The 24,743-nt window shown below is 38.4% G+C and carries 19 protein-coding genes and 1 pseudogene; 8 read left to right on the forward strand and 12 right to left on the reverse strand.

From position 1 onward, the window contains the following. Positions 1-45: 45 nt before the first annotated feature. The 3 genes from FXW34_RS12340 to FXW34_RS12350 form a co-directional block, all read right to left on the reverse strand. Positions 46-1,827 carry an acyl-CoA dehydrogenase family protein gene (locus FXW34_RS12340; protein ID WP_147534306.1) on the reverse strand — a complete coding sequence of 594 codons (1,782 nt, stop codon included), beginning with the start codon at positions 1,825-1,827 and terminating at the stop codon, positions 46-48. Positions 1,828-1,891: 64 nt separating this feature from the next. Then, entirely contained in the window at positions 1,892-3,076 is a 1,185-nt protein-coding gene (locus FXW34_RS12345; protein WP_147534307.1) for an acetyl-CoA C-acetyltransferase, read from the reverse strand. Positions 3,077-3,292: 216 nt separating this feature from the next. Next, positions 3,293-5,695: a 3-hydroxyacyl-CoA dehydrogenase/enoyl-CoA hydratase family protein gene (locus tag FXW34_RS12350; RefSeq protein ID WP_147534308.1), complete on the reverse strand. Its 2,403-nt coding sequence runs from the start codon at positions 5,693-5,695 to the stop codon at positions 3,293-3,295. 212 nt (positions 5,696-5,907) lie between these two features. Between FXW34_RS12350 and FXW34_RS12355 the strand changes: the two genes are divergently transcribed. Together FXW34_RS12355 and FXW34_RS12360 are read left to right on the forward strand one after the other, a co-directional pair. Next, entirely contained in the window at positions 5,908-6,801 is an 894-nt protein-coding gene (locus tag FXW34_RS12355; protein ID WP_147534309.1) for a LysR family transcriptional regulator, read from the forward strand. Between the two features lie 105 nt (positions 6,802-6,906). After that, a complete protein-coding gene (locus FXW34_RS12360; protein WP_147534310.1) occupies positions 6,907-7,770 on the forward strand; it encodes a hypothetical protein in 864 nt (287 codons plus the stop codon). Between the two features lie 441 nt (positions 7,771-8,211). Here FXW34_RS12360 and hmpA read toward each other — a convergent pair whose 3' ends face one another. Then, a complete protein-coding gene (hmpA, locus tag FXW34_RS12365) occupies positions 8,212-9,453 on the reverse strand; it encodes an NO-inducible flavohemoprotein (protein WP_147534311.1) in 1,242 nt (413 codons plus the stop codon). A 406-nt stretch (positions 9,454-9,859) separates the two neighbouring features. Between hmpA and FXW34_RS12370 the strand changes: the two are divergent. Next, positions 9,860-10,804 (forward strand): annotated as a pseudogene (locus FXW34_RS12370) (LCP family glycopolymer transferase); the annotation flags it as partial. Positions 10,805-11,340: 536 nt separating this feature from the next. On the opposite strand, the gene FXW34_RS12375 reads toward FXW34_RS12370, so the two are convergent. From FXW34_RS12375 to FXW34_RS12395, 5 genes are read right to left on the reverse strand one after another with little or no spacing between them, the layout of a single operon-like run. Then, positions 11,341-12,441 carry a GerAB/ArcD/ProY family transporter gene (locus FXW34_RS12375; protein WP_147534313.1) on the reverse strand — a complete coding sequence of 367 codons (1,101 nt, stop codon included), beginning with the start codon at positions 12,439-12,441 and terminating at the stop codon, positions 11,341-11,343. Positions 12,442-12,446: 5 nt separating this feature from the next. Then, entirely contained in the window at positions 12,447-13,637 is a 1,191-nt protein-coding gene (locus FXW34_RS12380; RefSeq protein WP_147534314.1) for a Ger(x)C family spore germination protein, read from the reverse strand. Beyond that, positions 13,634-15,208 carry a spore germination protein gene (locus FXW34_RS12385; protein ID WP_187118936.1) on the reverse strand — a complete coding sequence of 525 codons (1,575 nt, stop codon included), beginning with the start codon at positions 15,206-15,208 and terminating at the stop codon, positions 13,634-13,636. The genes FXW34_RS12380 and FXW34_RS12385 overlap by 4 nt, the downstream gene beginning before the upstream one ends. Before the next feature lie 33 nt (positions 15,209-15,241). Then, positions 15,242-16,654 carry an FMN-binding glutamate synthase family protein gene (locus FXW34_RS12390; protein WP_147534316.1) on the reverse strand — a complete coding sequence of 471 codons (1,413 nt, stop codon included), beginning with the start codon at positions 16,652-16,654 and terminating at the stop codon, positions 15,242-15,244. A 41-nt stretch (positions 16,655-16,695) separates the two neighbouring features. Continuing rightward, entirely contained in the window at positions 16,696-18,108 is a 1,413-nt protein-coding gene (locus FXW34_RS12395; protein ID WP_147534317.1) for an FMN-binding glutamate synthase family protein, read from the reverse strand. A gap of 152 nt (positions 18,109-18,260) precedes the next feature. Between FXW34_RS12395 and FXW34_RS12400 the strand changes: the two genes are divergently transcribed. From FXW34_RS12400 to FXW34_RS12410, 3 genes are all read left to right on the forward strand, one after another. Continuing rightward, entirely contained in the window at positions 18,261-19,007 is a 747-nt protein-coding gene (locus FXW34_RS12400; protein WP_147534318.1) for a YqjF family protein, read from the forward strand. 66 nt (positions 19,008-19,073) lie between these two features. Next, positions 19,074-19,631, forward strand: a complete 558-nt coding sequence (locus FXW34_RS12405; protein WP_147534319.1) for a copper resistance CopC family protein — start codon at positions 19,074-19,076, stop codon at positions 19,629-19,631. A gap of 2 nt (positions 19,632-19,633) precedes the next feature. Further along, positions 19,634-20,725, forward strand: coding sequence for a copper resistance D family protein (locus FXW34_RS12410; RefSeq protein ID WP_147534320.1), 1,092 nt, complete (start codon positions 19,634-19,636; stop codon positions 20,723-20,725). A gap of 10 nt (positions 20,726-20,735) precedes the next feature. Here the strand turns inward: FXW34_RS12410 and FXW34_RS12415 are convergent, their stop codons facing one another. Further along, positions 20,736-21,449, reverse strand: coding sequence for a ZIP family metal transporter (locus tag FXW34_RS12415; protein ID WP_187118937.1), 714 nt, complete (start codon positions 21,447-21,449; stop codon positions 20,736-20,738). A gap of 190 nt (positions 21,450-21,639) precedes the next feature. On the opposite strand from FXW34_RS12415, the gene FXW34_RS12420 reads away from it, so the two are divergent. Both FXW34_RS12420 and FXW34_RS12425 read left to right on the forward strand, forming a co-directional pair. After that, complete coding sequence (locus tag FXW34_RS12420) at positions 21,640-22,095, forward strand: MarR family winged helix-turn-helix transcriptional regulator (protein WP_147534322.1); 456 nt, start codon at positions 21,640-21,642, stop codon at positions 22,093-22,095. Positions 22,096-22,223: 128 nt separating this feature from the next. Continuing rightward, positions 22,224-23,015: an arsenite methyltransferase gene (locus FXW34_RS12425; RefSeq protein WP_147534323.1), complete on the forward strand. Its 792-nt coding sequence runs from the start codon at positions 22,224-22,226 to the stop codon at positions 23,013-23,015. A gap of 114 nt (positions 23,016-23,129) precedes the next feature. Here FXW34_RS12425 and fsa read toward each other — a convergent pair whose 3' ends face one another. Together fsa and FXW34_RS12435 are read right to left on the reverse strand one after the other, a co-directional pair. After that, positions 23,130-23,798, reverse strand: coding sequence for a fructose-6-phosphate aldolase (gene fsa / locus FXW34_RS12430; protein WP_147534324.1), 669 nt, complete (start codon positions 23,796-23,798; stop codon positions 23,130-23,132). Positions 23,799-23,941: 143 nt separating this feature from the next. Beyond that, a complete protein-coding gene (locus FXW34_RS12435; RefSeq protein ID WP_147534408.1) occupies positions 23,942-24,703 on the reverse strand; it encodes a DeoR/GlpR family DNA-binding transcription regulator in 762 nt (253 codons plus the stop codon). Positions 24,704-24,743 lie beyond the last annotated feature (40 nt).

A 24,743-nucleotide genomic window follows, 5' to 3' on the forward strand; every position in this document is an offset into this window, starting at 1 on the left:
GCTATACTAGAGTGAAACTATCAATTTTTGTTTTTTATGATAAAACTAGGCTAAATATTTTTCTGCTTCGATAATTTGCCCGGCAATATCACGTTTTAAAGCAATCGTGTTGCTCGGTTTAAAGCGAGTTAATTTTTTCAAAATAGACAATTGCATGCTTAACATTTCGTCTGTCTCAAGTGCGGCTATAGTTGTTTTCGCTTTTTCTTCGATGGAGCTAAACGCCTCTTGGCAATAAACTTGAGTCATTTTGATTTTAAGCTGCGATTTTGCAAGCCCTTCGGTTTCAATCGATTTTTTCGTACGCAGTATCGCACTTTCCATCGCAAAGATGTCGATAATCATGTCAGCCAGTGCCTCAAGGACCTCCTGCTCGCGGTCAAGCGATTGCTGATATTTCATCACGGCACTTCCACCTGTCATGAGGAAAATCTTCTTGGCAGCTTCTAACATCGCAGATTCTTTAGACAAGTTTTCATCATCGACAATCGCTGGCATATAAGAGATTAATTCCTTTTGAAGCTTTTGTGCTTCCGCTAATAGTGGCAGTTCCCCTTTCATTGCTTTTTTCAATAAGGTTCCCGGAATTAATAGACGATTAATTTCATTTGTCCCTTCAAAAATCCGATTAATTCGCGAATCACGATAAAGACGCTCAATATGATAGTCCTGTGTAAATCCATATCCACCGTGGATTTGAACCCCTTCATCAACCACAAAATCAAGACACTCAGAGCCAAACACCTTGTTAATGGAGCATTCGATTGCATATTCCTCAACTGCTCTAGCAATCTCTCGACCATAGTCAGCAGAATTCTTATCAATCGACTCCATTGCCCCGTCAATAAGACCTGTTGTCCGGTAAACTAAGCTTTCCGCAACATAAGTTCGGACTGACATCTCGGCTAATTTCTTTTGGATTAGCGGGAAACTAGTAAGTGACTTTCCAAACTGCTTGCGGTCCTTTGCATATTTGACACCAAGTTCGATTGCCCATTTGGATGAACCAACTGTACCTACCGCTAATTTGTAACGCCCAATATTTAATATGTTAAAAGCGATCACATGACCTCGGCCAACTTCGCCAAGGACATTTTCAACCGGAACCTGGCAATCCTCTAGTATTAACGTCCGAGTCGATGACCCTTTAATTCCCATTTTCTTTTCTTCTACACCAGTTGAGACACCTGAGTAACCTTTTTCAACAATAAACGCTGTGAATTTTTCACCATCGACTTTTGCATAGACAATAAACACATCTGCAAAGCCCGCGTTCGTAATAAATTGCTTAGTGCCGTTGATCATGTAATGCGTTCCTTCTTGATTCAGCACAGCAGTCGTTTTAGCACCTAAGGCATCTGAACCTGATGAAGGTTCAGTTAGGCAGTATGCCGCTAATTTCTCACCCGTCGCAAGACTCGGAAGATATTTGGATTTCTGGTCCTCATTACCGAATAATACAATCGGAAGACTACCGATGCCGACATGAGCACCATGGCTTAGTGCAAACGAGGAGCCTCTCACCATATTTTCCGTAATCATCGATGAGCTTACTTTATCAAGGCCGGTTCCACCGTAGGCTTCAGGTACATCGGCACCGAGGAGGCCAAGCTCTCCAGCTTGCTTCAGTAAACGTACGGTCTGCTCAAGATTTTGCTTTTCAATTTCCTCATCGTGCGGGAACACTTCGCCCTCAATAAAATCAGAGGTCATTTTGGCAATCATTTTGTGCTCATCCGTTAAGTCCTCGGGCGTGAAAATAGTTTCTGGTTTTGTTTCTCCCAATAAAAAGCTACCACCACGTATGCGTTCTTGTTTAACCGTCATTAGTAGATTCCTCCAATTTTTATTATTTTTTTAAAATAATCCCAGTCACGCTTAGCAAATCGATTTATGGATTCGGGAATTCAAATACTCCCGCTGCTCCCATTCCTCCACCAATACACATTGATACAACACCGTATTTGCTCTGACGCCTGCGAGCCTCATGCATAAGTGAGACGGTCAGCTTTGCTCCAGTACAGCCTAGCGGATGCCCTAAAGCAATCGCCCCACCATTCACATTTACCTTTTCTTCATCTAATTCCAAATGGTCGATGACATATTTGCACTGAGACGCAAATGCTTCATTAATTTCAAATAAATCAACCTGGTCTTTCGTGATGCCCGCCAGTTTCAGTGCCTTCGGAATTGCAACAACCGGACCAATCCCCATGACGTCAGGCTCAACTCCTCCAACAGCAAATGAACGAAAAATTGCCAATGGTTGCAGCCCCAAAGCCTCTGCCTTTTCTCTCGACATAACGACTACCGCTGCTGCTCCATCACTTGTTTGCGAGGAATTTCCAGCCGTTACACTGCCACGCACATGAAAGGCTGGCTTTAATTTGGATAGTGACTCCAGATTTGTTCCAGGCCGAACCCCCTCATCACTGTCAAAAATAAAGCTCTCTTTAACGATCTTCCCTTCCTTGTTCGTATAACGGTTGGTCACTTCAACTGGGACAATTTCCTCCTGAAACCTGCCCTCATTAATCGCCTGTGCCGCCTTTTGATGGCTCCTAACCGCAAATTGGTCTTGCTCAATGCGTGTCACACCAAACCTTTGCGCAACCTGCTCCGCAGTATGCCCCATCGAGCAGTAGATTTCTGGAGCATGCTCCACAAGATAAGGGTTCGGTAATGGTTTATAGCCAGACATCGGAACATGACTCATGCTTTCCACACCGCCAGCCACAATCACATCGGCAAAGCCAGCCATGATTCTCTCAGCAGCAATTGCAATGGCTTGTAAGCCTGATGAACAGAATCTATTAATCACGTAACCTGGAACAGATGCCGGTAAACCCGAGCGTAAGGCAACAATTCTTCCCAAATTTAAGCCCTGCTCTCCCTCTGGCATCGCGCAGCCGATAATCACATCCTCTACTTCTTCCGGACTCAGTCCATTTGCGCGATTAATGCTCTCCTTTACTACGATACCGCCTAAATCCTCTGGTCTTGTAAACCGAAGTGAGCCCTTCCTAGACCTCCCGACTGCCGTTCTTACACCTGAAACGATTACCGCTTCTCTCAATTTACGAACCTCCTTCAACTGTTAACCTTGAATATAGATTTAGTTTATTTGCTCCAGCGTTGGTCGGGGCTGAGCAAGCCGTTTCCGCTTTTCTGTCTAGCTCCAGCGGCTAGCCCCTCGAACGCTTCGGTCAATCAATTGAAGTCAAAATACGACTTCATTTGCTTGCCCTCCACCGTTGGTCGGGGCTGATCGAGCCGCTTCCGCTTTTCTAATTTAATTTCTCAATGGCTTCCCCTTTAATAGCATGTGCTGCATTCTTTGCTGACTTTTTGGTTCGCCACAAAGACTAATAAATGCTTCCCGTTCTAGATCCAGCAAGTACTGTTCTGTCACATAGGAATTAGCTGCTATATCTCCTCCAGCCAGTACATATGCTAGTTTTTTAGCAATTTTCTCATCATGCTCGCTGATAAATCCGCTGCATTTCATCTGATAGATTCCTAGCTTCAGCACCGCTTCTCCTGGTGTTCCAACAACCCGAACTTTCTTCTGTTGTTTTGGTGTAAAACCAGTTGCATCCAGAGCCAGAACAGACTGTTTTGCATCATATAAGAGATAATCCTTGTTAACAGTAACCTTGTCTTCATTTGTTAATATCCCTAAGTCTCTCGCATCTTTTGCACTTGTTGATACTTTCCCCATTGCTATTGCTTCAAAGGTACGGTTCACAAATGGCTGCAGGTCAACTACACCATCCACATCGACTGATTCAATATTACGAAGTAGCAATTCCTTATTACCGCCTCCGCCAGGAATTAGGCCAACACCAACTTCGACCAACCCCATATACGTTTCAGCAGCAGCCTGAATTTTTGAAGCTGGTAAGCAGATTTCTGTACCACCACCAAGCGTCATCGCAAAAGGAGCAGCAACGACAGGTTTTTCAAAATACTTAACTGCCATCGTCATATCCTGAAAGGCTTTGACAATTTGCTCGATTTCAAACCAGTTTTCATCCTGTGCCTCCATCAGAAGCATCATAAGGTTCGCACCGACACAGAAGTTCTTCCCTTGATTCCCGATGACAAGGCCACGATAGTTTTTTGACACCTCCTCTAGAGAGCGATTGACCATTTGGATAATATCTGCTCCTATTGCATTGCTGTGTGAATGAAATTCTAAGCACGCAACGTCGTCTCCGATATCAATGAGTGATGCTCCACTGTTTTGAAAAATGATTTTGTTTTGTTCTTTTAACTTTGATAATTGAATGATTTGCTCTGATTCTTGAATTGAGGAACGATCTCCGTTAATTGTAGTGTAGAAGGTATGTTGGTTTTCTTTTTTATAAAATGAAGCTTGTCCAGTTTGAAGCATGTCCTCTATCCAGCTCGGAATGCGCTCGCCCTCCTGCTTCATTTTGGCGACAGACTCTCCGACACCAAGGGCATCCCAAAGTTCAAACGGCCCGAGCTCCCAATTGAAGCCCCATTTCATCGCTTGGTCGATTGCGACGATATCATCAGCAATCTCTGGAATTTTTTCAGCACAATAAAGCAGAACTTTCTTTGTAATCGCCCAAGTAAATTCACCTGCAGTGTCCTTCGCATAAAGAAGGGTACGAATTTTATCCGCTAATGTTTTTGCCGATTTGGCCATTTCTAATGAGGGAAATGTTGTTTTATTTTTTGGTCGATATTCTAAAGTTTTGTAATCAAGGACTTTGATTTCAGTGCCCTTATCAGTCTTTAGTTTTTTATAAAATCCAGCTCGTGTTTTATCACCTAACAATCGTTGTTGGACCATCTGCTCCAAAAATTCCGGTATCTTAAAGACTGTTTTTTCCTGCTCATCTTTCGTATTTTGATAAACATTATTCGCCACGCTTACAAACGTATCTAATCCGACAAGATCTAATGTCCTAAACGTTGCACTTTTAGGTCGTCCAAGCACTGGACCAGTAAGTTCGTCGACTTGTTCGACGGTAAACTCTCGCTTTAACATTTCCTCGATCGTAACCATTAATCCGTACGTACCAATCCGGTTCGCGACAAAATTTGGAGTATCCTTTGCTAGTACTACACCCTTACCAAGCTTTCTTTCACTGAACTCTTTCATGAATGAAATGATAGCGGGATCAGTGTCACGGTGCGGAATGATTTCGAGAAGCTTCATGTAACGCGGTGGATTGAAAAAGTGTGTCCCCAGAAAGAGTTTCCGGAACTCTTCAGAGCATTCCTCCACCATCGCTTGAATCGATACACCTGATGTGTTCGAGCTAACAATCGTTCCTGGTTTCCAATGCTGCTCAATTTTACGAAACAGCTCCTTTTTCGCTTGGAGATTTTCTACAATAACCTCGATGACCCAATCCACTTCGGATATCTGATGAAGATGATCTTCAATATTGCCAACGGAAATCAAATTTACATCTTCCCGACTATAAAGCGGGCTCGGTTTCACCTTTAACATTGCTTCCTTTGCCTTCAATGAAAACCGATTGCGAAAGGCTGAGTCTACCACCGTTAGGCCGTTTTGACGATCTTGTTCCGTTAAGGACGGAGGGACAATGTCTAACAAAAGCGTTTGAATTCCCACATTAGCTAAATGTGCTGCAATCCCAGAACCCATAACACCAGATCCGATGACAGCTGCTTTACGAATTTTGGTCATGATAATCCTCCATTTCCGTTATCTATTATTTAAATTCCAATTAGTAGTGAGCACCTAGCTTTAAATTTGTATGCGTTTTCATCCTTCCTTTTAGTATTTTTCTGAATATTTCAAATTTATTGTACAATTCGTTTTTCCTAAAGTAAAATTAATAAAAGTAATAATTCCTTTAGCCAAACTAATAAAAGGGAGAGATCATTATTAATCTTGAACAGTTGGAATATATCGTTGAGGTAGCTAAAACTGGATCGCTTTCGATTGCGTCGCAAAAGCTTCACGTAACCCAATCGGCTATTAGTCAATCTATTACTAACTTCGAAAATGAATTAGGGATAAAAGTCTTTCGCCGCTCACGGCTCGGGGCTGAGCCAACGACTGAGGGCAAGCCAATCATTAGAAAAGCTTATGAGGTCTTAAGGAAAATTCAGGAGCTCAAGGAGGAAGCTGAAGTCCACTCCAATTTGATAAGTGGAGAGCTACGATTAGCAACCGTTCCCGGTACGATGGCATTCATGATTAAAGCATTGTCAAACTTTAAAATGAGTTATCCATATGTTCACGTTGAAATTACCGAAAAAAGTTCAAGGGAAATAATTGAAGATATTAAGCAAAACAAACTAGACATCGGCGTAGTCATTATGACAGCGGACAAGCTTAAAGCGGAATCAAATCATATTGAAATCTTAAAGAAAGGTAAAATGATTGCAGCCGTAAGTAGAAATTCACCTTTGGCCTTATTGGAATCTCTCCCCCTTAATGAACTAAAACATCAACCATTTGTCTTGTATCAGGAAGAATCCGTCAAATGGTTTATTGAGGACATCACAGCAAAATACGGTGCTGTCGATGTATTATTTTGGACAAATAACGTAGATGCAATTAGAAGTGCTGTTAGAGAAGGTATGGCCATTACAGTTGGTTCAGAATTCATTATAAAAAACGACCCTTCCATTCTCCAAGGAGAAGGAATTCCGATTGACATAACTGATTATCACCTCACGAATTGCCTCGGCTTAGTTCGCTCAGAAAAAAAACAACTTTCTGTGATTACAAAAAACTTTGTCCGAGAGCTAAAGGCAGAATTAAAACGCGTAAATCCTCCCTTTTGAAAATTCTCAAATCATTTGAGTTTACAATGAACCGAAATATACTCCGCATTGTTTAGAAGTCATAAAAGATACAAATACTAACAAAAACATGACGGAGTCTCGTTGATGCGAAACAAGAAATCAATTAATAGGTACCCTTTTATCATCCTAGGTATTATTTATTTTATTCTATTGATCATCACGTTTTATAAAAGTAAAGACCGCAAAAGACATGTGGTTCTATTGCTCAATTATGCAGGTTTTGCGTACATCTTCGAATACTTTGTTGTTGCATTATTTGATGGTTATGTTTATAAACCAAACTTTTTCAAGCAAAAAAAGGTGGATAGTATATTTGGTGCTGTCTGGTCACAATTTTTTTATGTCCCAGTTGCTGCACTTTTTATTACTGTCTTTGGACTTGGATGGAAAATGAAATTACTATTTAGCACCCTTTTCTTGTTAATTGAACGAATATTTATTAAAATAGGCGTTTATAAAAACAAATGGTGGAAAACAAGCTATACTTTTTTGTTAATTCTTCTTTCATTTTTTTTAAATGATAAATGGAATCAGCAACTAATAAAACGAAATCCATTCTATTTGTTTATCTCATTTACTAATACCATTCAAGTTACATGGATGAATATTCTGTACATTTTTGCATTATTTAAAAAAGTACGTTATGGCATTCCTCCGTTTTTATCCTGGAAAGAGCATTTTAAGATCGCTCCACTTAATGTATTTCTTATATCATTACTGACTGCATGGTGGATAAAGGACGATAGTGTCATGGCTAAGCTAAAATCTTTATTAGTTATGATTGTTGCAGATTTCATTTTGAGAAAAAATAAAATGTTGAAAGTGAAAAGAATTACTTATTTACCGATTATTTATTTCCTCAATATTAAATCAGCAAGTATTCTCCGAAAGTTAGTATACGGTGATGTTAACTCGAGAATTGAAGACTCTGTTTCTAATACGAGGTAAGGTGACATTCAAAAAAACAAAGCTGGGACAGAACTAAATTGTCCGCTATAAAAACGAATGATTTTTATGTACGTATGAGAATAAATAAGCGGAGAATTTCCCGTTATTGTATGTAAGGGGGCTAAATGAGCTGAAATAAGAGGAGAATTTCCGCTTAACCACTCTCACAAAGACAATATCCAGTGATTTTTATGAAATAAACGGAAAAACTCCCTTTATTCTTAACGAAATATGGGCATTTCACAAAATAAGCGGAATTCTTCCGCTAATTTTCAAAAACAAGGAAATCAACATTCGGGTTAACAGACCCTCATGCCAAACACAATGTAATTCACAGTTATTTTAAAAAAATCGAACTATTAGGAAATTCAAAGTTAGAATTTCGCATCATAGTTCGATCTTTTTAGTTAAAATACTTTTGCCCCAGTCTCGATCAGTATATTACACTCCAACAGCTTCCTCTTGCTGTTGTTGCTCTAAATCTCCCTTCGGTCCAAAGAATTCAAAGTGAATTTGATCCTCACTAACACCTAAGGCTTTTAAAGATTGATTAATTCCCTTCATGAACGGTATTGGACCACAGAAATAAAAATCAGCAGCATTTATCGTCACATTTTCCTTAAGCCATTCTTGCGTCACATAGCCTTCCTCGTCAAAGCGCTTGTTTTGACAATCATCCTCTGTAGGAGCTGCATAAAATACAAATGATGTAACATTTTCACTGGCAGACAATACTTCCACTTCTTCTCTAAGTGCATGGACATTTCCATTTTCACACGCATGGATAAACGTCACTTGACGGTCTGGCTGAGCTTCAGCAATCGATTTTAACATACTCATCATCGGTGTTAGTCCAACCCCACCACTTAATAAAACAACCGGAGCATCATTGTTTGTATCAAGCACGAAATCTCCGGCTGGAGCACTCACCTTGAGTATATCTCCAACGTTTATTTGATCATGAAGATAATTGGACACTTTACCATCAGGATTAGCAGTCCCTGCTTCACGCTTAACGCTGATACGATAATAATCACGCCCAGGAGCATCAGATAAACTATATTGACGAATATGCGTGTACTCTTCCCCAGGTATTTCCATTTTAAGACTGATATATTGGCCAGGAAGGAATGTTGCGATGTCTTTTCCATCCTCTGATTTTAAGTAAAATGAAGTAATGACATCACTTTCCTTCACGATTTTACCAACAACAAAGTTCCGGAAGCCCTCCCAGCCACCGTCCTGGTGCTCTGCTGCATCATACATTTGTGCTTCTACACCGATAAACGCATCCGCGATCACTCCATAAGCTTGTCCCCAAGCATCAATAATTTCATCAGTTGCTGCCTCACCTAAGACATCCTTAATGGCTAGTAATAAATGCTTTCCGACAATCGGATAATGCTCCGGCTTAATTCCGAGGCTTCGATGCTTATGGCCAATTTGTTTTACTACTGGAATAATAGCTTCAAGATTATCTATATACATTGCCGCAGCGTACACAGCACTTGCCAAAGCCTTTTGCTGCCTGCCTTGTTTTTGATTTGCATGGTTAAAAATATTTAATAATTCAGGATGATTTCCAAACATTAATTCATAGAAACGAGTTGTAATCACCTCACCATGTTGTTCTAGAACTGGTACTGTAGATTTAATCACATCAATTGTTTGTTTTTTCAACAAATTAAAACACCCCTTATGTAATAATCATTATTTACACAGTGATTATATGATATTAATTACACCATCGAAGTGATTTACATCACACCATTTTGGAAACTCCACAAAAACAACGTATCTACTATATAAATAGAAACAAAAGGGGTGATTTTTCATGATCGTCTCAGAAATGATAAAAATATGTAACGATTATTCGGCTAGAAACTTGATGCCTTAAAAAATATTCACTACACGAAAAAGATGGTCAGCCCCTACTAAAAAAGGGCTGTTTTTTTTTAGCCACGTTCTTCCTTTTTTTATTTACCCTTGCCTATTGAGATTGATAGTATTATAATTTTTGTAGTTTTTGATAAAAAAAGTCAAAATTCGACCCTAATAACCGAAGGGAATTGTGTGGATGAAAACTAAAATGAAAACTTTGTTAGAACGTAAGTGGATTCGATTTTCTCTATTTTTCTTGGTAGCCGTTGTAGTAGGTATATCTGCTTATCTATATAACATGTATACAAATATTGCTAGTGCAGTAGATACAATGAATAAACCAATTGATCGGAAGATTTCCGACAAAAGAGAAGTTGAAATAAAATTCAATCGTAAGGACCCGATTTCAATTTTATTAGTCGGAGTTGATGAACGGAATGGTGATTCAGGTCGTACAGACTCTATGATTGTTATGACCTTAAACCCTACATTAAAAACAAGTAAATTAATCAGTATACCTCGCGATACTCGAGCAGATCTTATTAAAAGTGATGGAAAGCTACATTCCCATGATAAAATGAACCACGGCTACGCTTTTGGTGGAATTGAAATGACGATTAACTCAATTGAGAACTTCCTCAATATTCCGATCGATTACTATGTCGGAGTAAATATGGAAGGATTTAGAGATATCGTTGACGCTGTTGGCGGTATTGATGTAAATAATCAATACGAGTTTGAGTTGGATGGTGTTTCTCTCGCAAAAGGTGATCAACATCTAGACGGTACTGAAGCGCTTATGTATGCACGCATGCGTAAAGAGGATCCTCGTGGGGACTTCGGTCGTCAAGAACGACAAAGAGAGGTTATTTCTAAAGTAATCGATAAGGGTACTTCTCTCAAAGCGCTCACCAATTATAATAATATTTTAAAAGCACTAGAAAAAAATATTAAAACAAGTTTAACACTGGATGATATGCTTGGTATTCAAAAGAATTACAAACCAGCTGTAGAATTTATGGAGAAAATTGAGATTGAAGGTACTGGCGGTCTCATTTTCAATGGTAAACAAGACATTTGGTATTACATTGTAACTGACGAAACACGACAAGAGCTTTCCGATCAATTACGGGAACATCTTGGACTACCAAAAGCTAAGATTAAGCCATCAAGCAAACAAAGCAAAATAGATAATCAAAAAAATAATCAAACTAATAATACAGAAGCCGATACACAGGGAGATGAAGAAACAAACATTACTCCAAAAAGTAACAGTCAGAAAACACCTCAAAATAATTCGGGTTCAAATGGACAGAACAACAACGGAGGAATCAGTACACCACCTGTAAAAGATACAACTGGGCAACCAGGTGATACCACCACTCCTCCACCTAGTGGCGGTACAGGGACTCCGCAAACTCCACCTGACAGTGGAACAGGCACTCCATCAGGAGGAGGTACGGATAATGGAGGTAGCACCGGTGACCAAACCGGTGGTGGAACCAATAATCCTCCGGGTAATGAAGCGACTCCACCTCCTACAAGCGGGACAGAAGGACAAACGAACGGTTAATTATTTAATAATCCAAATAAAAGAAGAAGCAGGGTCCCCTCTATTGAGGTAAACCCTGCTTCTTCTTTTATGCCCCTGCCAAGGAATTTTATTATAACATAATTTAGAGTTTGAATTTAGTTTGATTGCTGAACCGAATTTGTTTGCGAAGTTCTTTCCTTCTTTCTTTTTAAATGAGAAACACCTAACAACAAAAATGGAAGAGGAAACAGAATCAGCATGTATGAGTATATGATAATGACTCGGTCAAGTTGAATGTGGTTTCTTGTAAAAAACAAAGCTCCAAAAAAGCCCACAAGTCCGAGAAAAGCAAATACTCCTCGTTTCCCCCATTTTGATTTATATTTCGATAGACTCACATCAATTGCAAGGCGAAGGTAAAGACTGCATCTGATATACGTTCCAAACGTCATAACGACTAATCCATATACATCCATCCGGTCGATGATACCTATATTGATAAGCCTGATTGATTCAATTGCAGGGTAAACAAAGTTATTAGCAAGACTTAATCCAAAAATGGTAATAACTCCAGTAATAGAAGACAACATAATATATCCGTTAAATAAGATTCCCCCTCCCCATATTAAAAAGAATCTTTTTTCTCCGATATTATTCACTGGAACGCATAAAAGAAACAACAATTCCATCCAAACGCTGATAAGAATAAGAGTACCTAATATGACAGGAGTCCAACCATACTCTAATATAGGCAGAAGCTGGTTCCAATGTTTTTTCGTTGTCGATAAAAGCGTGATGATGGGTCCCAAAACCAAGGAACTCATCGTCAACACCCCTGCAGTTAAGGCAATTCGTTTGATACCTTTCGAGGAAGCATACAATGCAAAAATCCAAAACCAAGCCAAAGGAGCATATCGAGGGGTTCCTGGCAAAAAAACGATAAATATTAAATCAGTTAAGCATGCAAAAGATAAAACCATTAAAAAGGTAAAGTAGAGACTCAAAATGTAGCTTACACCTCTCCCCACCCATTTTCCTAATACTTGATTTAGGAGGTCTGAAATAGATGAATCTGGATAATGAAGCCTAACCCGATAAATCGCAAAAGCGAAAAGAAGGGCTGCAGGAATCGATAACAAAACAGAAATCCAAGCATCTCGTCCAACAACATCAAGCAAAAGCGGGAGAATCACAACATGACTCATAATTGGAACAGACATAATCATTAAGAATATCGTTTCCCACTTTGTTAACAAACGCTTCACCTTCCAAATAATAATTTAAGATACCGGTATGGGTTGTAAGTAGGTTTCCCCTGTTCCGGAAACCAACTCTCGTTGTTCATCCCACGGTGAATAAAGGTGACGTCAATATCATAATTCACCTCAGCATTAGCATAAAGCTCATCCCAGTCAGATTTTACTCTTTGCCACTCCTTAGGATCTCGTCGGCGTAAGTTCAATTCAAAATCAGTGATATCAGTTTGTAAGCCTTGAAGCTTCTTTAGTGATGAACGCATGAGCTTCTCTACTTCTTTAGCAATTTTTGATTCTGCATCCTTCTTAAACGCTTTATTGAGCGTCCTTTGGGTCACATTATCCGCAAATGTTCCCACAACCTTCGTATGAATATCGACTTTAAGCTGATTTCCCTCAATATATGGTTTAATTTTAGTCTTAGCATCTGTTACTTCGAGAGAAAATCTACTTTGTGGATCAATCTCAACTGAAACGCTTCCACCCTTTACGTAATCTAATAGCCAATTGAGTCCTGCCGATTCTTTTTTATTTAACTTTCCGACCATTTTGTTATCCTTAATGACCGCTGTTCCTGTGATAGCCGTCACTTTTTGCTTGCCGGCTTTTTGAATCGAAATAATAGGAATATAGGCATTATTGTGATGATCAGTAAGAAAACGATAAAATTCATAATTATAGACCGGTAGATATTCGGTAATAAATTTTGTGTGCTCAATTACCGAGGCAAGTTCATTTGATGTAAGACTTTTATACAAGGTTGGCGTATTAAAGATTTCCGTAGGATCTTTGTCAGTGATAAACAGATAACTATTTAAGCGAAGCATTGTATCTCGTCTGATTAAATCGAGTTCCACCGGAATATCTACGTCCTTTGCCAAGTTTTCACTAATAATAAATATTTGCGTATGAGTAAAATCAAGCCGACGTTTTGCAGTCCGAATCAACCCTCGAAATGCTTCTATTAATGTATCAGCCTTTATTTCAAGGATGACATGTTGTCCGCTGCTTTGTCCGCCAGCGCTTCCTTCTTGACCGCCTGAAGGTTTCGTGATTTCGGTGTATACTTTAATTCTTTTTCCTTCTTTATCTATCCCAACCCCCTGAACAAAGGCCGATTCCTCGAACTCTTGATAGTCCCAGCAACCAGTTAATAATAGTTGGATTAAAAGAAGAAATGGTATCGCTTTTCTCATTGTTTATCACCTGTATCCGGCAATGACTGGATTTTCACATCGCGTTTGTTTGGTACGCTTTTTCGGCGATGTTTAAGCAATATAGACGGAAAACGAATGAATGTATCTTTAAAATCTCGCAAATTTGCGGGTGCCAACGGTGACATAAATGGAACGCCTAGTGAGGTCAAGGAAACCATATGTGTCAGCAGTCCTAGCAATGCAACAATGAAACCAAATGGTCCAAATAACAACGAGGTTATTAACAATCCAACCCGGACAAGTGATACGATTTCCATCATAGGGGTAAGGACGAAGGCCGATATATATGTGATCGATATAACCACAATCGTTGGTGCACCAACAATACCGGCTGATACAGCTACCTGACCCAGAATTAATGCGCCAACAATACTTAATGCTGCTCCTACTTGCTGTGGAAGTCGAACCCCGGCCTCTCGAACCACTTCAAACATACCAATCATAAAAAACAACTCCATCCACAGCGAAAACGGAACCATTTCTCTTGCTTGAATTATCGGTACAAGTAAATCGGATGGGATAAGTTCTTTGTTAAAATTTAATGCTGACAAATAAAAAGCAGGAAGAATAGTACTAATCATAAAGGCCGCAAAACGCAATAATCGAACAAAGGAACTAAAATATGGTCGAGAATAGTAATCTTCAATTGCCTTGATGTTGTCCATAAAAAAAGTAGGGACAAATAAACTGACTGGATCTCCATCACAAAATACTAAAATTCTTCCTTCCAATAGTAAAAAAGCACCTTTGTCGGGTCTTTCTGTATTTCCGATTGTTGGAAAAATCGAATAAGGATGGTCCTCAATATATTGTTCAATATCCCCTCCACTATTTATTGCGTCGACTTTAATTTGCTTTAATCTTTCTTTCACACGATTTATTAAATCTGGATCTGCAATTCCTTCAATATAGGCAATAACGACATTTGTTTGGCTAATTTCACCAATCTTCATCGTGTCGAACGTTAAGGATGGATGGGCAATCCTGCGACGAAGCAAGGAAATATTTACAGAAGTAGACTCAATAAAACCATCACGTGCCCCGCGAACCGTTTTTTCAGAGGTTGGCTCCTCAACAGCGCGAAGAAATTCGAAAGCTTCAACATGGATGATTAAACCGGTATCCACCCCATCAACCATCAATAATAGTTTCCCTTTTAAAACTTCCTCTATTACTTTTGATGGATCACTTTCCTCGGTTACTCTTTTGGAAGAGATTTTTCCTTTTATCTCATTAAGCAATTTTAGTTCGCATTCTTGGAATTTTTCTTCGACGAGTGGCTTTATTACACTTTGACGTACTGCAGTTTCTAGAACTAATCCATCAATAAAAATGATAAGCGTCTGTACTGAATGACCTTCGGAAAAATTCAACGAGAAATTCCGATAAATCAAATCCGGACTTTTCCCTAATAGCTTTTTTAGCGCTGTTTCATTTTCTTCAAGCTTCGTCGAAAACTTCGCTAAGGTATGATTAGGAATGGTCTCTGTTCCGTTATTTTTTTCTTTAAAATGTTTTAAGATTTTATTGATTTTCGAGTTTTGCTTCAACGGAATTTCCCCTTTATTAATACATAAGGATTTTTAATTCTCGGCTGAGTCTTCCCAAGGTTTAAAAGAAAAAGGTATTCCTGCCATTTTTGCCGTCAATTCATCAAAGGAAACTAAATCTTTTTTTGATAACTCCTTTAATGACCGCTTCCCCATTGCTCTTAGTGCTATTTTTATTTCCTCTGTGCTCGCTGTTAAAAATTTTTCTGCTGCTTGTACCCCATCCTCAACCTTAAATTGATCCTTAAACTTTCCATCATACCAAAGTGCTTGTGTTGGCGGTTCAAATGGTATTGCTTTTAATACTTGCTCATGAGCAAGTGCAAATAACATAGCTGAACCCAAATAAACGGCATCAGCTCCAAATGCGAGTGTTTTTAAAAAATGGCCTGGGACCAGCATTCCCCCGGAGATAATGAGACTAATTTTCCCTTTCATATTTCTTTTTTCTAAATGGTTAGCTGCCCGAACCACCGCATGTAGGGTGGGAATTCCAAAATCATCAAACATAATAGGTGGTGCGCCAACCATCGCCGCTTGACCACCGTCAATTACGATAAAATCGACTTCTAGAGAGATTAAATTATCAATATCTTCTTCAATTCTTCCACCCGCGCCAATTTTCACTCCAATTGGTACTCCGCCAGATAATTCTCTTAACTCATCAACCAATTGTTTTATATCCATTAAAGTTTGATTTTCGAAAAAGTTTTCAGCAACGATTGCATCCTCGTTTTCCTTTAAACCCATAACATCACGAGCACGACCTGTTAAATTTTTTGGCAGAACTTTTTTCCCCATTCCTGCGGTAGCACCTTGTCCTAGCCTAATTTCAATCATGTCAGCACGCTTGATAAATTCCTCATCCTTCCCCCATTCTGTTTTCGAGAACTGTAATATGTACTTACCTACAGCGTTTAATTCCTCCGGTAAAATCCCACCTTGCCCAGAGTTTAAGGCTGTACCTACGTTTTTGGTTGCTTGCGCTAAAGAAAGCCTTGCTTGTTCACTGAGTGAAATCCCATAGCCCATTCCGCTAATCATCAAGGGAATGTTTATTTTCATTGGCTTTTTGGCCATAGGACCAAGAGTAACAGCCACATCAACATCTTCTTCCTTATCGATTGGAAAAGGGGACGTTTGAGCCGGGATAAATGTAATCGAGTCTAAATGTGGCCATTTTTTAGCCGAGCCGCCGAGCGGACGCTCAAGAAGAAGTCCAGTATGTGCCCGCATCGTATTTTCAAGTACATTTTGAAGACCTACATGTCGAAGCCCTGGCATCAATTCCATAATGTTTTCTTGATAATTGTCAGTTAGGATAATTTTGCCAGTACCTCTAACGATTTTTTTCAAAATCCATCGCCAGCCAACAAGCATGAATAAAGAAGCTGAAAATAATATGACTATCATGCCAAAATTCAAATATAGAATGATATCGGTCATTTTTACTTCTCCCTTTAAACAGAAAACGGACCACAAGTACCCTATTCCGCTTTTTGCTTATCCTCAAATGGTTCAAAAGAAAAAGGAATTCCAATCATTTTTGCAGTCGTCTGATCATAAGACACTAAATCACTTTTGGAAAGTTCTTGTAAAGACCGTTTTCCCATTGCTCTTAGTGCCGTTTTCATTTCTTCCGCACTTGCTGTTAAGTATTTTTCTACTGCTGTTGCCCCTTCGTCTACTTTTAATTGATCCTTAAATTTCCCATTATCCCAAACAAGTTGAGTTGGCGGCTCAAAAGGAAAGGTTTGTAGGTTCTGCTTATGAGCGACAGCAAATAATATCGCAGAACCTAAATAAACAGCATCCGCACCGAGTGCTAGTACTTTTAAATAATGACCTGGGGAAAATAAACCAGCAGACGATATTAAACTGATCTTCCCTTTCATGTTTCTTTTTTCCAAGTGATTAGCTGCCCGAACAATTCCTTGTAACGTTGGTATTCCAAAATCATCAGACAATAGTGGCGGTGCACCATAGGAACCACCTTGTCCGCCATCAATTGCAATATAATCAACCCCTATGTCAATCAGATGATCAACGTCTTCTTCAATTTTTCCGCCTGCGCCTATTTTCACTCCAATTGGTACGCCACCCGATAGACTTCGAAGCTCATCAACTAGCTCTTTTAAATCGTTTAATGTTTGACTCTCTAAGAAATTTTCATAAATCACTGCTTCTTCATTTTCATTTAAACCTAATGTTTTGCAAGCTTCATTGGATAAATCTTTATTTGGTATTTTCCAACCCATCCCGACAACCGCGCCTTGTCCCAGTTTTATTTCAATCATATCAGCACGTTTGATAATAGCTTCTTCTTTTGCCCATGCTGTTTTTGAAAATTGTAATATATATTTTCCTGCCTTTTTTATTTCCTCTGGTAAGATTCCTCCTTCGCCTGAATTAATGGCTGTTCCGCATTTTTTAGCACCTTCTACTAATGCCATTCTGGTTTTTTCACTGAGAGCAACCCCAAAGCCCATCCCGCTAATCATTAACGGAATGTTTATCGTTAATGGTTTTTTTGCCTTAGGTCCAATCGTAACTGTAACATCAACAGCTTCACTACTATCAATCGGAAACGGCGATGTTTGAACAGGGATAAAGGTAATTGGTTCAAGGTGGGGCCATTTCTTTGAAGAACCTAGTGGACGGTGTAGCAGCATTCCTGATTCTGCTCGAAAGTTATTTTCAAGCACATTCTGAATGCCCACATGTCGAAGGCCAGGAATCATTTCCACAATATTTTCTGGGTAACTGTCTGTTAAAAGAATTTTCCCTATTTGCTTTGTAAAACGTTTTACTAACCAACGCCACCCAAAAAGCATGATTAATATAACCACACAAACCATTGTGAGGATGATAAAGCTTAAATAATATAAAATATGGGTCAAATTTATCGCCTCACAATAAATGTCATTTCATACACATTACAGTTCTTACTATTACCAATAAAAACAAAATCATGTGTCTTTTGGCATCTTAACGTATTAAAATTTCATTTTTCACCAAAATATGAACATATATGATTAAGGGGCACGTTATGATGAACTTATTGAACGACATTTCCCACCGACTATGGCCAATCCCGTCCGGAATATGGATTATGAAACAAAAATGGAGTAATTTATTATTTGCTCACTGGCCAATTCCAGAAGAATCTCTACGATCATATATACCTAGTTCATTAAAAATTGATACTTTCAATGGTGCCGCATGGTTAGGTGTGGTCGCATTTGTTATGGATGGTATATATCTTCGTGGACTAAAGGGCTTTTCCGTTACGCCAAGATTTACAGAGGTAAATGTAAGGACATATGTTCATTACAATGGAAAACCAGGGGTTTATTTTTTGTCTCTAGATGTTGGGGATAAAGCTTCATTAATGGTGGCTAAAAGATGGTATCGTTTACCTTATCAACCTGCAAAAAGCTCGTTAAAAATGGAAGATAAAGCTGTGTATTGGGAAAATATTCGGAGAGGGAAATCTAAAATTCCGATAGAATTTAAGGGGAAATTTGTTCCTCTTTCGAGAGTTTATTATCCTGAACAAGGAACATTTGAGCACTGGGCTACTGAGCGATATTGTCTTTACAGTAAGGATAACAGGGACAACCTGTATACCGCAGAAATCCATCATAGTCAGTGGCCGTTACAAAACGTCGAGGCGGAAATTTTTAGTAATACTCTTTTTACGCCTTTTCAATTACAACCTACTGAATCAAAACCGATTGTTCATTTTTCAAAGGGTTTAGAAACTATTTTTTGGAACATTAAAAGATTAAAGATTTGATAATTGATTAGGTGGCCATATCCTTTGAAGTATTGAACTAATTCATACCATTCGGAGGTTGTTTTCATGAAAAAACTATTGTTATTTACTATAATTTTCTTTCTAGCATTTGTTAATGGCGCCCTTGCACACACTGGTTTGAAGAGCTCTTCACCTCAATACGGGGAAATCATAAACGATGAATTAAACCAAATCAGATTAATTTTTGAAACAAAGATTGAGCAAGGAAGTAAGCTGGAAATTAATCATTCTAACGGAGAACCTGTGCAAGTTGATAACATCGCCATAACAGAAAATCAAATGGTGGGAAATCTCTCTAACTTCTTAAACAATGGGAATTACATCGTGAATTGGGAAATAATTGGTGCTGATGGACATCCACTTGATGGTGAATTCACTTTTTCAGTTGATTTACCCGTTAGCGAGGAACAGGAACCTAGGCAGGATCAGCTCACACAAAAAGATGAAACACAGCCTCAAGCCGATGAAGTAAAAGAAGATAAAACTAAAGCTGATGACGCTCAACAGTCCAATAAAGCAGCTTATCCGATTCCAGTAATTTTAGGAGTTTTGATTGTGATTATCGTTGCTAGTTTCTTATTTTTAATGAAAAGGAAGCAATAGTCATGCCTTTTATAAACACCATTACTCAAGCACTTATATATGTATGTTTCGGTATTATCCTTGGGAGCTTTATTTTATCCTTGGTGCCATTATCATATAGACCAGCTATATCAGTACCAAAAGGAACCATTTTGACAGCTATAGCAGGTATAGCTATTTTTTCATTTATACCGGTTTTACAGTTAATTTTATATCTTTCTCCAGGGATGGGATTTTTGTATACTTTACAGTCTGTTTTATTAACGTTTGAGGTTGGAAAAGCTTGGTGCTTTACTTTCGTTTTATCCATCCTATTATTTATATTTGCCATTTGGACTGATTATCGAAAATGCGCATTACATTCATATATTGGTATGGTTTTAGTTTTAATATTAATTTTTGCATTAGCATGGTCCAGCCATGCGAGTTCACTAAATAAAGTGGTTGGTTTCCTCACACATACAATCCATTTTACAGCAGTTAGTGTTTGGTGCGGTATTCTCATTGTTATTAGTTGGTTTTCTAAAAACCATTCTAACTGGACCAATTTCTTAAAATGGTTTACACCTACAGCGAGCTTTTGTTTCATAAGTACGATAGTTTCTGGACTCATTCTCATGACGTTTGTCGTGAATTTCAATGACTACACAAATTCCTGGATTCTTCCTTATGGACAAACTTTGTTAATTAAGCATTTATTAATCCTCCCACTGCTTATATACGCATTGATTAACAGCATTTTTATCAAAAGAAATATAATGATAGATGACCAATATAATCCAATCGCTTGGACAAGAATGGAAAGCATCATGATTTTGCTGATTTTTTCAGCAACAGCTGCATTAGGACAGCAATCTCCGCCTCACGAAACAGTCATAATAGATGAAGAAGTTTCTAATCTTTTTAAGTTTTTTTATGAAGGACCGTTTTTCCCAGAAATGACATTACAGTTTTCGATGAACATAACTAGCGTTAGTCTGATAGGATTCGCGCTCCTTTTCCTAGCCATAATCATTATTTCTTATATAAAAAAAGCACCCACCATTTTAACATTAGTCATGAGTGTGCTTTTCGTATTTAGCATCTATTTATCAATCATGCTAAGTGTAACATGACATTTTTTCATTAATGTCCAAAGGAAACAAATACAAAATACAGTTTGATAAAAATTAATCCTAGGCACGCGCTCATTACCATCTTCAATGTTAAGTGGTTTTTGAGTCCTTTCCACAAAATCTCAAAGAATGTAACGTATCCTAAGGACCCTATTGCGATACCCATTATAATCGTACGGAGCTGAATCGAATTAACATCAAAGGTAATTCCAAAATAAATATTTAAGCTTACTGCAAGAGATAACAAAGATCCAAAAATCAGAAAACTTTTTAGCTTCATTTTAGAGTAGAGGACCGAAACCATCATGACCATTCCCTCTGGAATATGGTGAAGTATTATAGCGCCAAATAATGAAGGATCTTGGAAATGATGATGAGTAAAATTTAAACCTAAGGCAAAACCCGTAGGTATACTATGAATAAATAGGGCTAAAAACAATAAAGTAAAGGTTTCATGATGTTCAATATGAACTATTTTAGGATGCTGATGCAAATATCTATCTATTAACAACATAAACATAAACCCCAACGTAATTCCAATGAATATCCCAACTGGTTGATATTTTCCTATCAAATCTGGAATCAACTCAAACCCTAATAAACCCGCTAAAATACCTCCACAAAAAACAATTAATAAGAGGTAGTTTTGTTTCATCATTTTTGTAAGCAATACTACGGCTAATCCACCAACGATTATCCCAACAAAAATATAAATCCAGATCATAAGGCTTGTCTCGAATGCTTCTGTCATTTGTACCCCCGGAGAGTCTTTTTTACATTATATTCGAATTCAGGATCGGAATAACTAAAACTAGACTTGGAATTCTAAAGACCAAAATATATTTGCGTTTTGTAATTAAAATAGGTTGCAAATCGCAATTTTATTAGATATAAATATAATAGAGGTGAAAAAAATGGAAGACAACAACCTTAGAAGTATATTCCAAATGATTGTTAGGAGGTTTGGATTTTTAAACGAGCAGTGCTGTGAAGATTGTTGCGGCAACGACATCAGTCTTATCCAAAGTCAAATTTTATATGAAATATCAAGACAAGACGCCCCCTCTATGCAAGAAGTTGCTGGAGCGCTAGGCGTAGATATTACTACTTTTAGTCGACAGGTAAAAACTTTAGTTGAAAGAGACCTTGTCAAAAAAACACCACACCCAAACGATAACCGCGTCAACCTACTATCACTCACGTCTAAAGGAAATATGACAGAACAAAAGATTAATGACGAAATGAATAAATATCTTAACCAAGTCTTATCTAATTTAACGGATTTCGAGCGTGAAACAGTTATTAGATCAATGGATTTATTAGACAAAGCATTGAAAAAAACCGTAAATAATTGTTGTTCTCCAAAATAAGGGAGAAGATGTAAACACATTATAACACTTGCAATCAACAAGTAAAATACTTGAAATTACTAACTGATTGATTCATTTTTTATTTCATTCTGCTTAAATGACAAAAATTATTTGAGGAGTGATTCTTTTTGAGAAACAAAGAAGAAATCCGGGAACATATTCGCAAGAACTATACAGAAATCGCCTTAAAAGGTACTGAAAGTGATTGCTGTAGTGGTGGCTGTAGCTGTAGTGAATCCCCTACTAACATTCATGACATTTCCGTTAAACTAGGATATTCAAAAGACGATCTTGCTAATATGCCAATTGAAGCAAACATGGGCTTAGGATGTGGCAATCCAATCGCCATTGCATCGCTAATGGAAGGCGATACTGTACTTGACCTTGGAAGTGGCGGCGGATTCGATTGTTTCCTTGCAAGAGAGAAGGTCGGCGAAACTGGTACTGTAATTGGTGTTGATATGACACCTGATATGATTAAATTAGCGAGAAAAAATGCAACAAAAACTGGATACTCTAATGTTGAATTCAGGCTGGGAGAAATTGAACATTTACCAGTCGCTGACTCATCAGTGGATGTTATCATATCCAACTGCGTCATCAATCTCTCTTTAGACAAAGAGAAAGTATTTAAGGATGCATATAGAGTCCTTAAGCCAGGTGGACGATTATCGATATCTGATGTCGTGGCAACCGCACAATTACCTCAACAAATTAAGGATGATCTCGCACTACTTGCAGGCTGTGTTAGTGGAGCTGAATATTATGAGGACTTAAAAAGAATGATTGAACAGGCAGGTTTTAGAGATATCAGTCTAACACCAAAGGATAACAGCAAGGAGATTATCAATTCATGGTCCCCAGATCATCATCTTGAAGATTATGTTGCCTCCTTTATAATTGAGGCTGTTAAGAGGTAGCACACGTTGTTGAAATACCATTTTTGCGAGTCCTTTTGTCGAAAAAAAAACCACTCAACATTTCGTGAGTGGTTTTTTCGCAATTACTTATGATCCGTAGTTTTTGCAGGTTCCTTAGATTTGTTTTGTTTTTTCCCAATCCGCCACGAATTTTGCAATTCCTTGGTCAGTTAATGGATGCTTTGTTAGTTGCTCAATTACTGAAAATGGAATTGTCGCAATATGTGCTCCAGCCATCGCAACACGTGTAACATGGTCTGGGTGTCTTACTGAAGCCGCAATAATTTGAGATTCTAAGTTATGAACACGGAATACTTCCGCAATATTTTCAACTAATTGTACTCCATTTTCTGAAATGTCATCTAGACGACCTAAAAACGGAGAAACGTATGTAGCACCAGCACGGGCAGCCAATAGCGCTTGGTTCACTGTGAAGATAAGCGTAACGTTTGTTTTAACGCCTTTTTTAGTTAAATACCGGCAAGCCTCTAAACCTCCAAGTGTCATTGGTAGTTTAATCGTTACTTTCTCATCACCACCGTTGATTTTAATAAGTTCTTCTGCTTCGGCAATCATTTCTTCAGCTGTTACTGCATCTGGGCTAACTTCCGCAGAAACTGATTCACATTCAGGGACAGCTTGGCAAATCTCAGCAATACGATCTTCAAATTTAACCCCTTCTTTTACAACTAAAGAAGGATTCGTGGTCACCCCAGCTAGAACCCCGATTTTATATGCTTTTTTAATATCCTCAAGATTTGCAGTATCGATGAAAAATTTCATTTTTTCTTTCCTCCAATTCTTTCTCAAAAATAGCAAAATTATTTTAACCCTATAAGTATTATGAATGTTTTCAGGCAAAAAAATCAAGCACTTTATCGATAAAAACAAACAAAATCGAACAATCATTAAACATTTTAAAACAATTAAGCAATAAAAACATTGATTCCCATCTCTTCAAATTGATGGATTTGTAGCTCGGTTGCTTCAGTTCCCGTCACTAGCTTATGAATCCGACTAGAAGAAGCAACGGTATGTAGGGAAATCCCTCCAATTTTACTATGATCTGCAACTACGATAACCTCTTGAGCTGCCTCGATCATCCCCATTTTAGCCGCTACTAGTTGTTCCTCAAAATGAGTAAGTCCAAATTTCGGGTGGATGGCTGGTGTTGCTACAAATGCTTTATGTACATGTAACGTTTTCAGTACCTCATTGGTAAACATACCGTTTAACATGAAGCTCTCTGGATACAGAATTCCACCAGTTACAATGACCTTAATATCTTTAGAATCCCTAAACTCTGCGGCAATATTTATATCATTTGTTACAACCGTCAGATTGGACCGTTTCGCAAGATGTTTTGCAATTTGGAGAGTGGTTGTCCCAGAATCTAATATAATATGCTCTCCGTCATTAACCATCTCCGCTGCCTTTGCCCCAATGCGCTGCTTTTCTTCAACCCTTTCAGTAACCCTGACGGTAAAAGACGGCTCTGAATGAACTCCTTCTGTTAGAACGACGCCGCCGTGGGTCCTCCGCAAAAGACCTTCTTTTTCAATTTCCGATAAATCACGACGAATTGTCGCTTCATGAACGTTAAATTCTTCTGCCAGTTGAAAGACAGATGCAACATTGTTTTTTTTCACATACTCGATAATTTTTAGTTTTCGTTCAGCGGCAAGCATATTTCCCACTCCTTTATCTCCTAAAACAATCTCTATTTAT

The organism is Bacillus marasmi, from assembly GCF_902168435.1.
GTDB lineage: Bacteria > Bacillota > Bacilli > Bacillales > Cytobacillaceae > Bacillus_BU > Bacillus_BU marasmi.

Excerpts from the sequence above, each read along its gene's own strand:
- FXW34_RS12390 (WP_147534316.1), bottom strand. The coding sequence starts at position 16,654 with ATGACCGATATCATTCTATATTTGAATTTTGGCATGATAGTCATATTA.
- FXW34_RS12405 (WP_147534319.1), top strand. The coding sequence starts at position 19,074 with ATGAAAAAACTATTGTTATTTACTATAATTTTCTTTCTAGCATTTGTT.
- FXW34_RS12380 (WP_147534314.1), bottom strand. The coding sequence starts at position 13,637 with ATGAGAAAAGCGATACCATTTCTTCTTTTAATCCAACTATTATTAACT.
- FXW34_RS12415 (WP_187118937.1), bottom strand. The coding sequence starts at position 21,449 with ATGATCTGGATTTATATTTTTGTTGGGATAATCGTTGGTGGATTAGCC.
- FXW34_RS12420 (WP_147534322.1), top strand. The coding sequence starts at position 21,640 with ATGGAAGACAACAACCTTAGAAGTATATTCCAAATGATTGTTAGGAGG.
- FXW34_RS12435 (WP_147534408.1), bottom strand. The coding sequence starts at position 24,703 with ATGCTTGCCGCTGAACGAAAACTAAAAATTATCGAGTATGTGAAAAAA.
- FXW34_RS12360 (WP_147534310.1), top strand. The coding sequence starts at position 6,907 with ATGCGAAACAAGAAATCAATTAATAGGTACCCTTTTATCATCCTAGGT.
- fsa (WP_147534324.1), bottom strand. The coding sequence starts at position 23,798 with ATGAAATTTTTCATCGATACTGCAAATCTTGAGGATATTAAAAAAGCA.
- FXW34_RS12410 (WP_147534320.1), top strand. The coding sequence starts at position 19,634 with ATGCCTTTTATAAACACCATTACTCAAGCACTTATATATGTATGTTTC.
- FXW34_RS12340 (WP_147534306.1), bottom strand. The coding sequence starts at position 1,827 with ATGACGGTTAAACAAGAACGCATACGTGGTGGTAGCTTTTTATTGGGA.
- FXW34_RS12400 (WP_147534318.1), top strand. The coding sequence starts at position 18,261 with ATGAACTTATTGAACGACATTTCCCACCGACTATGGCCAATCCCGTCC.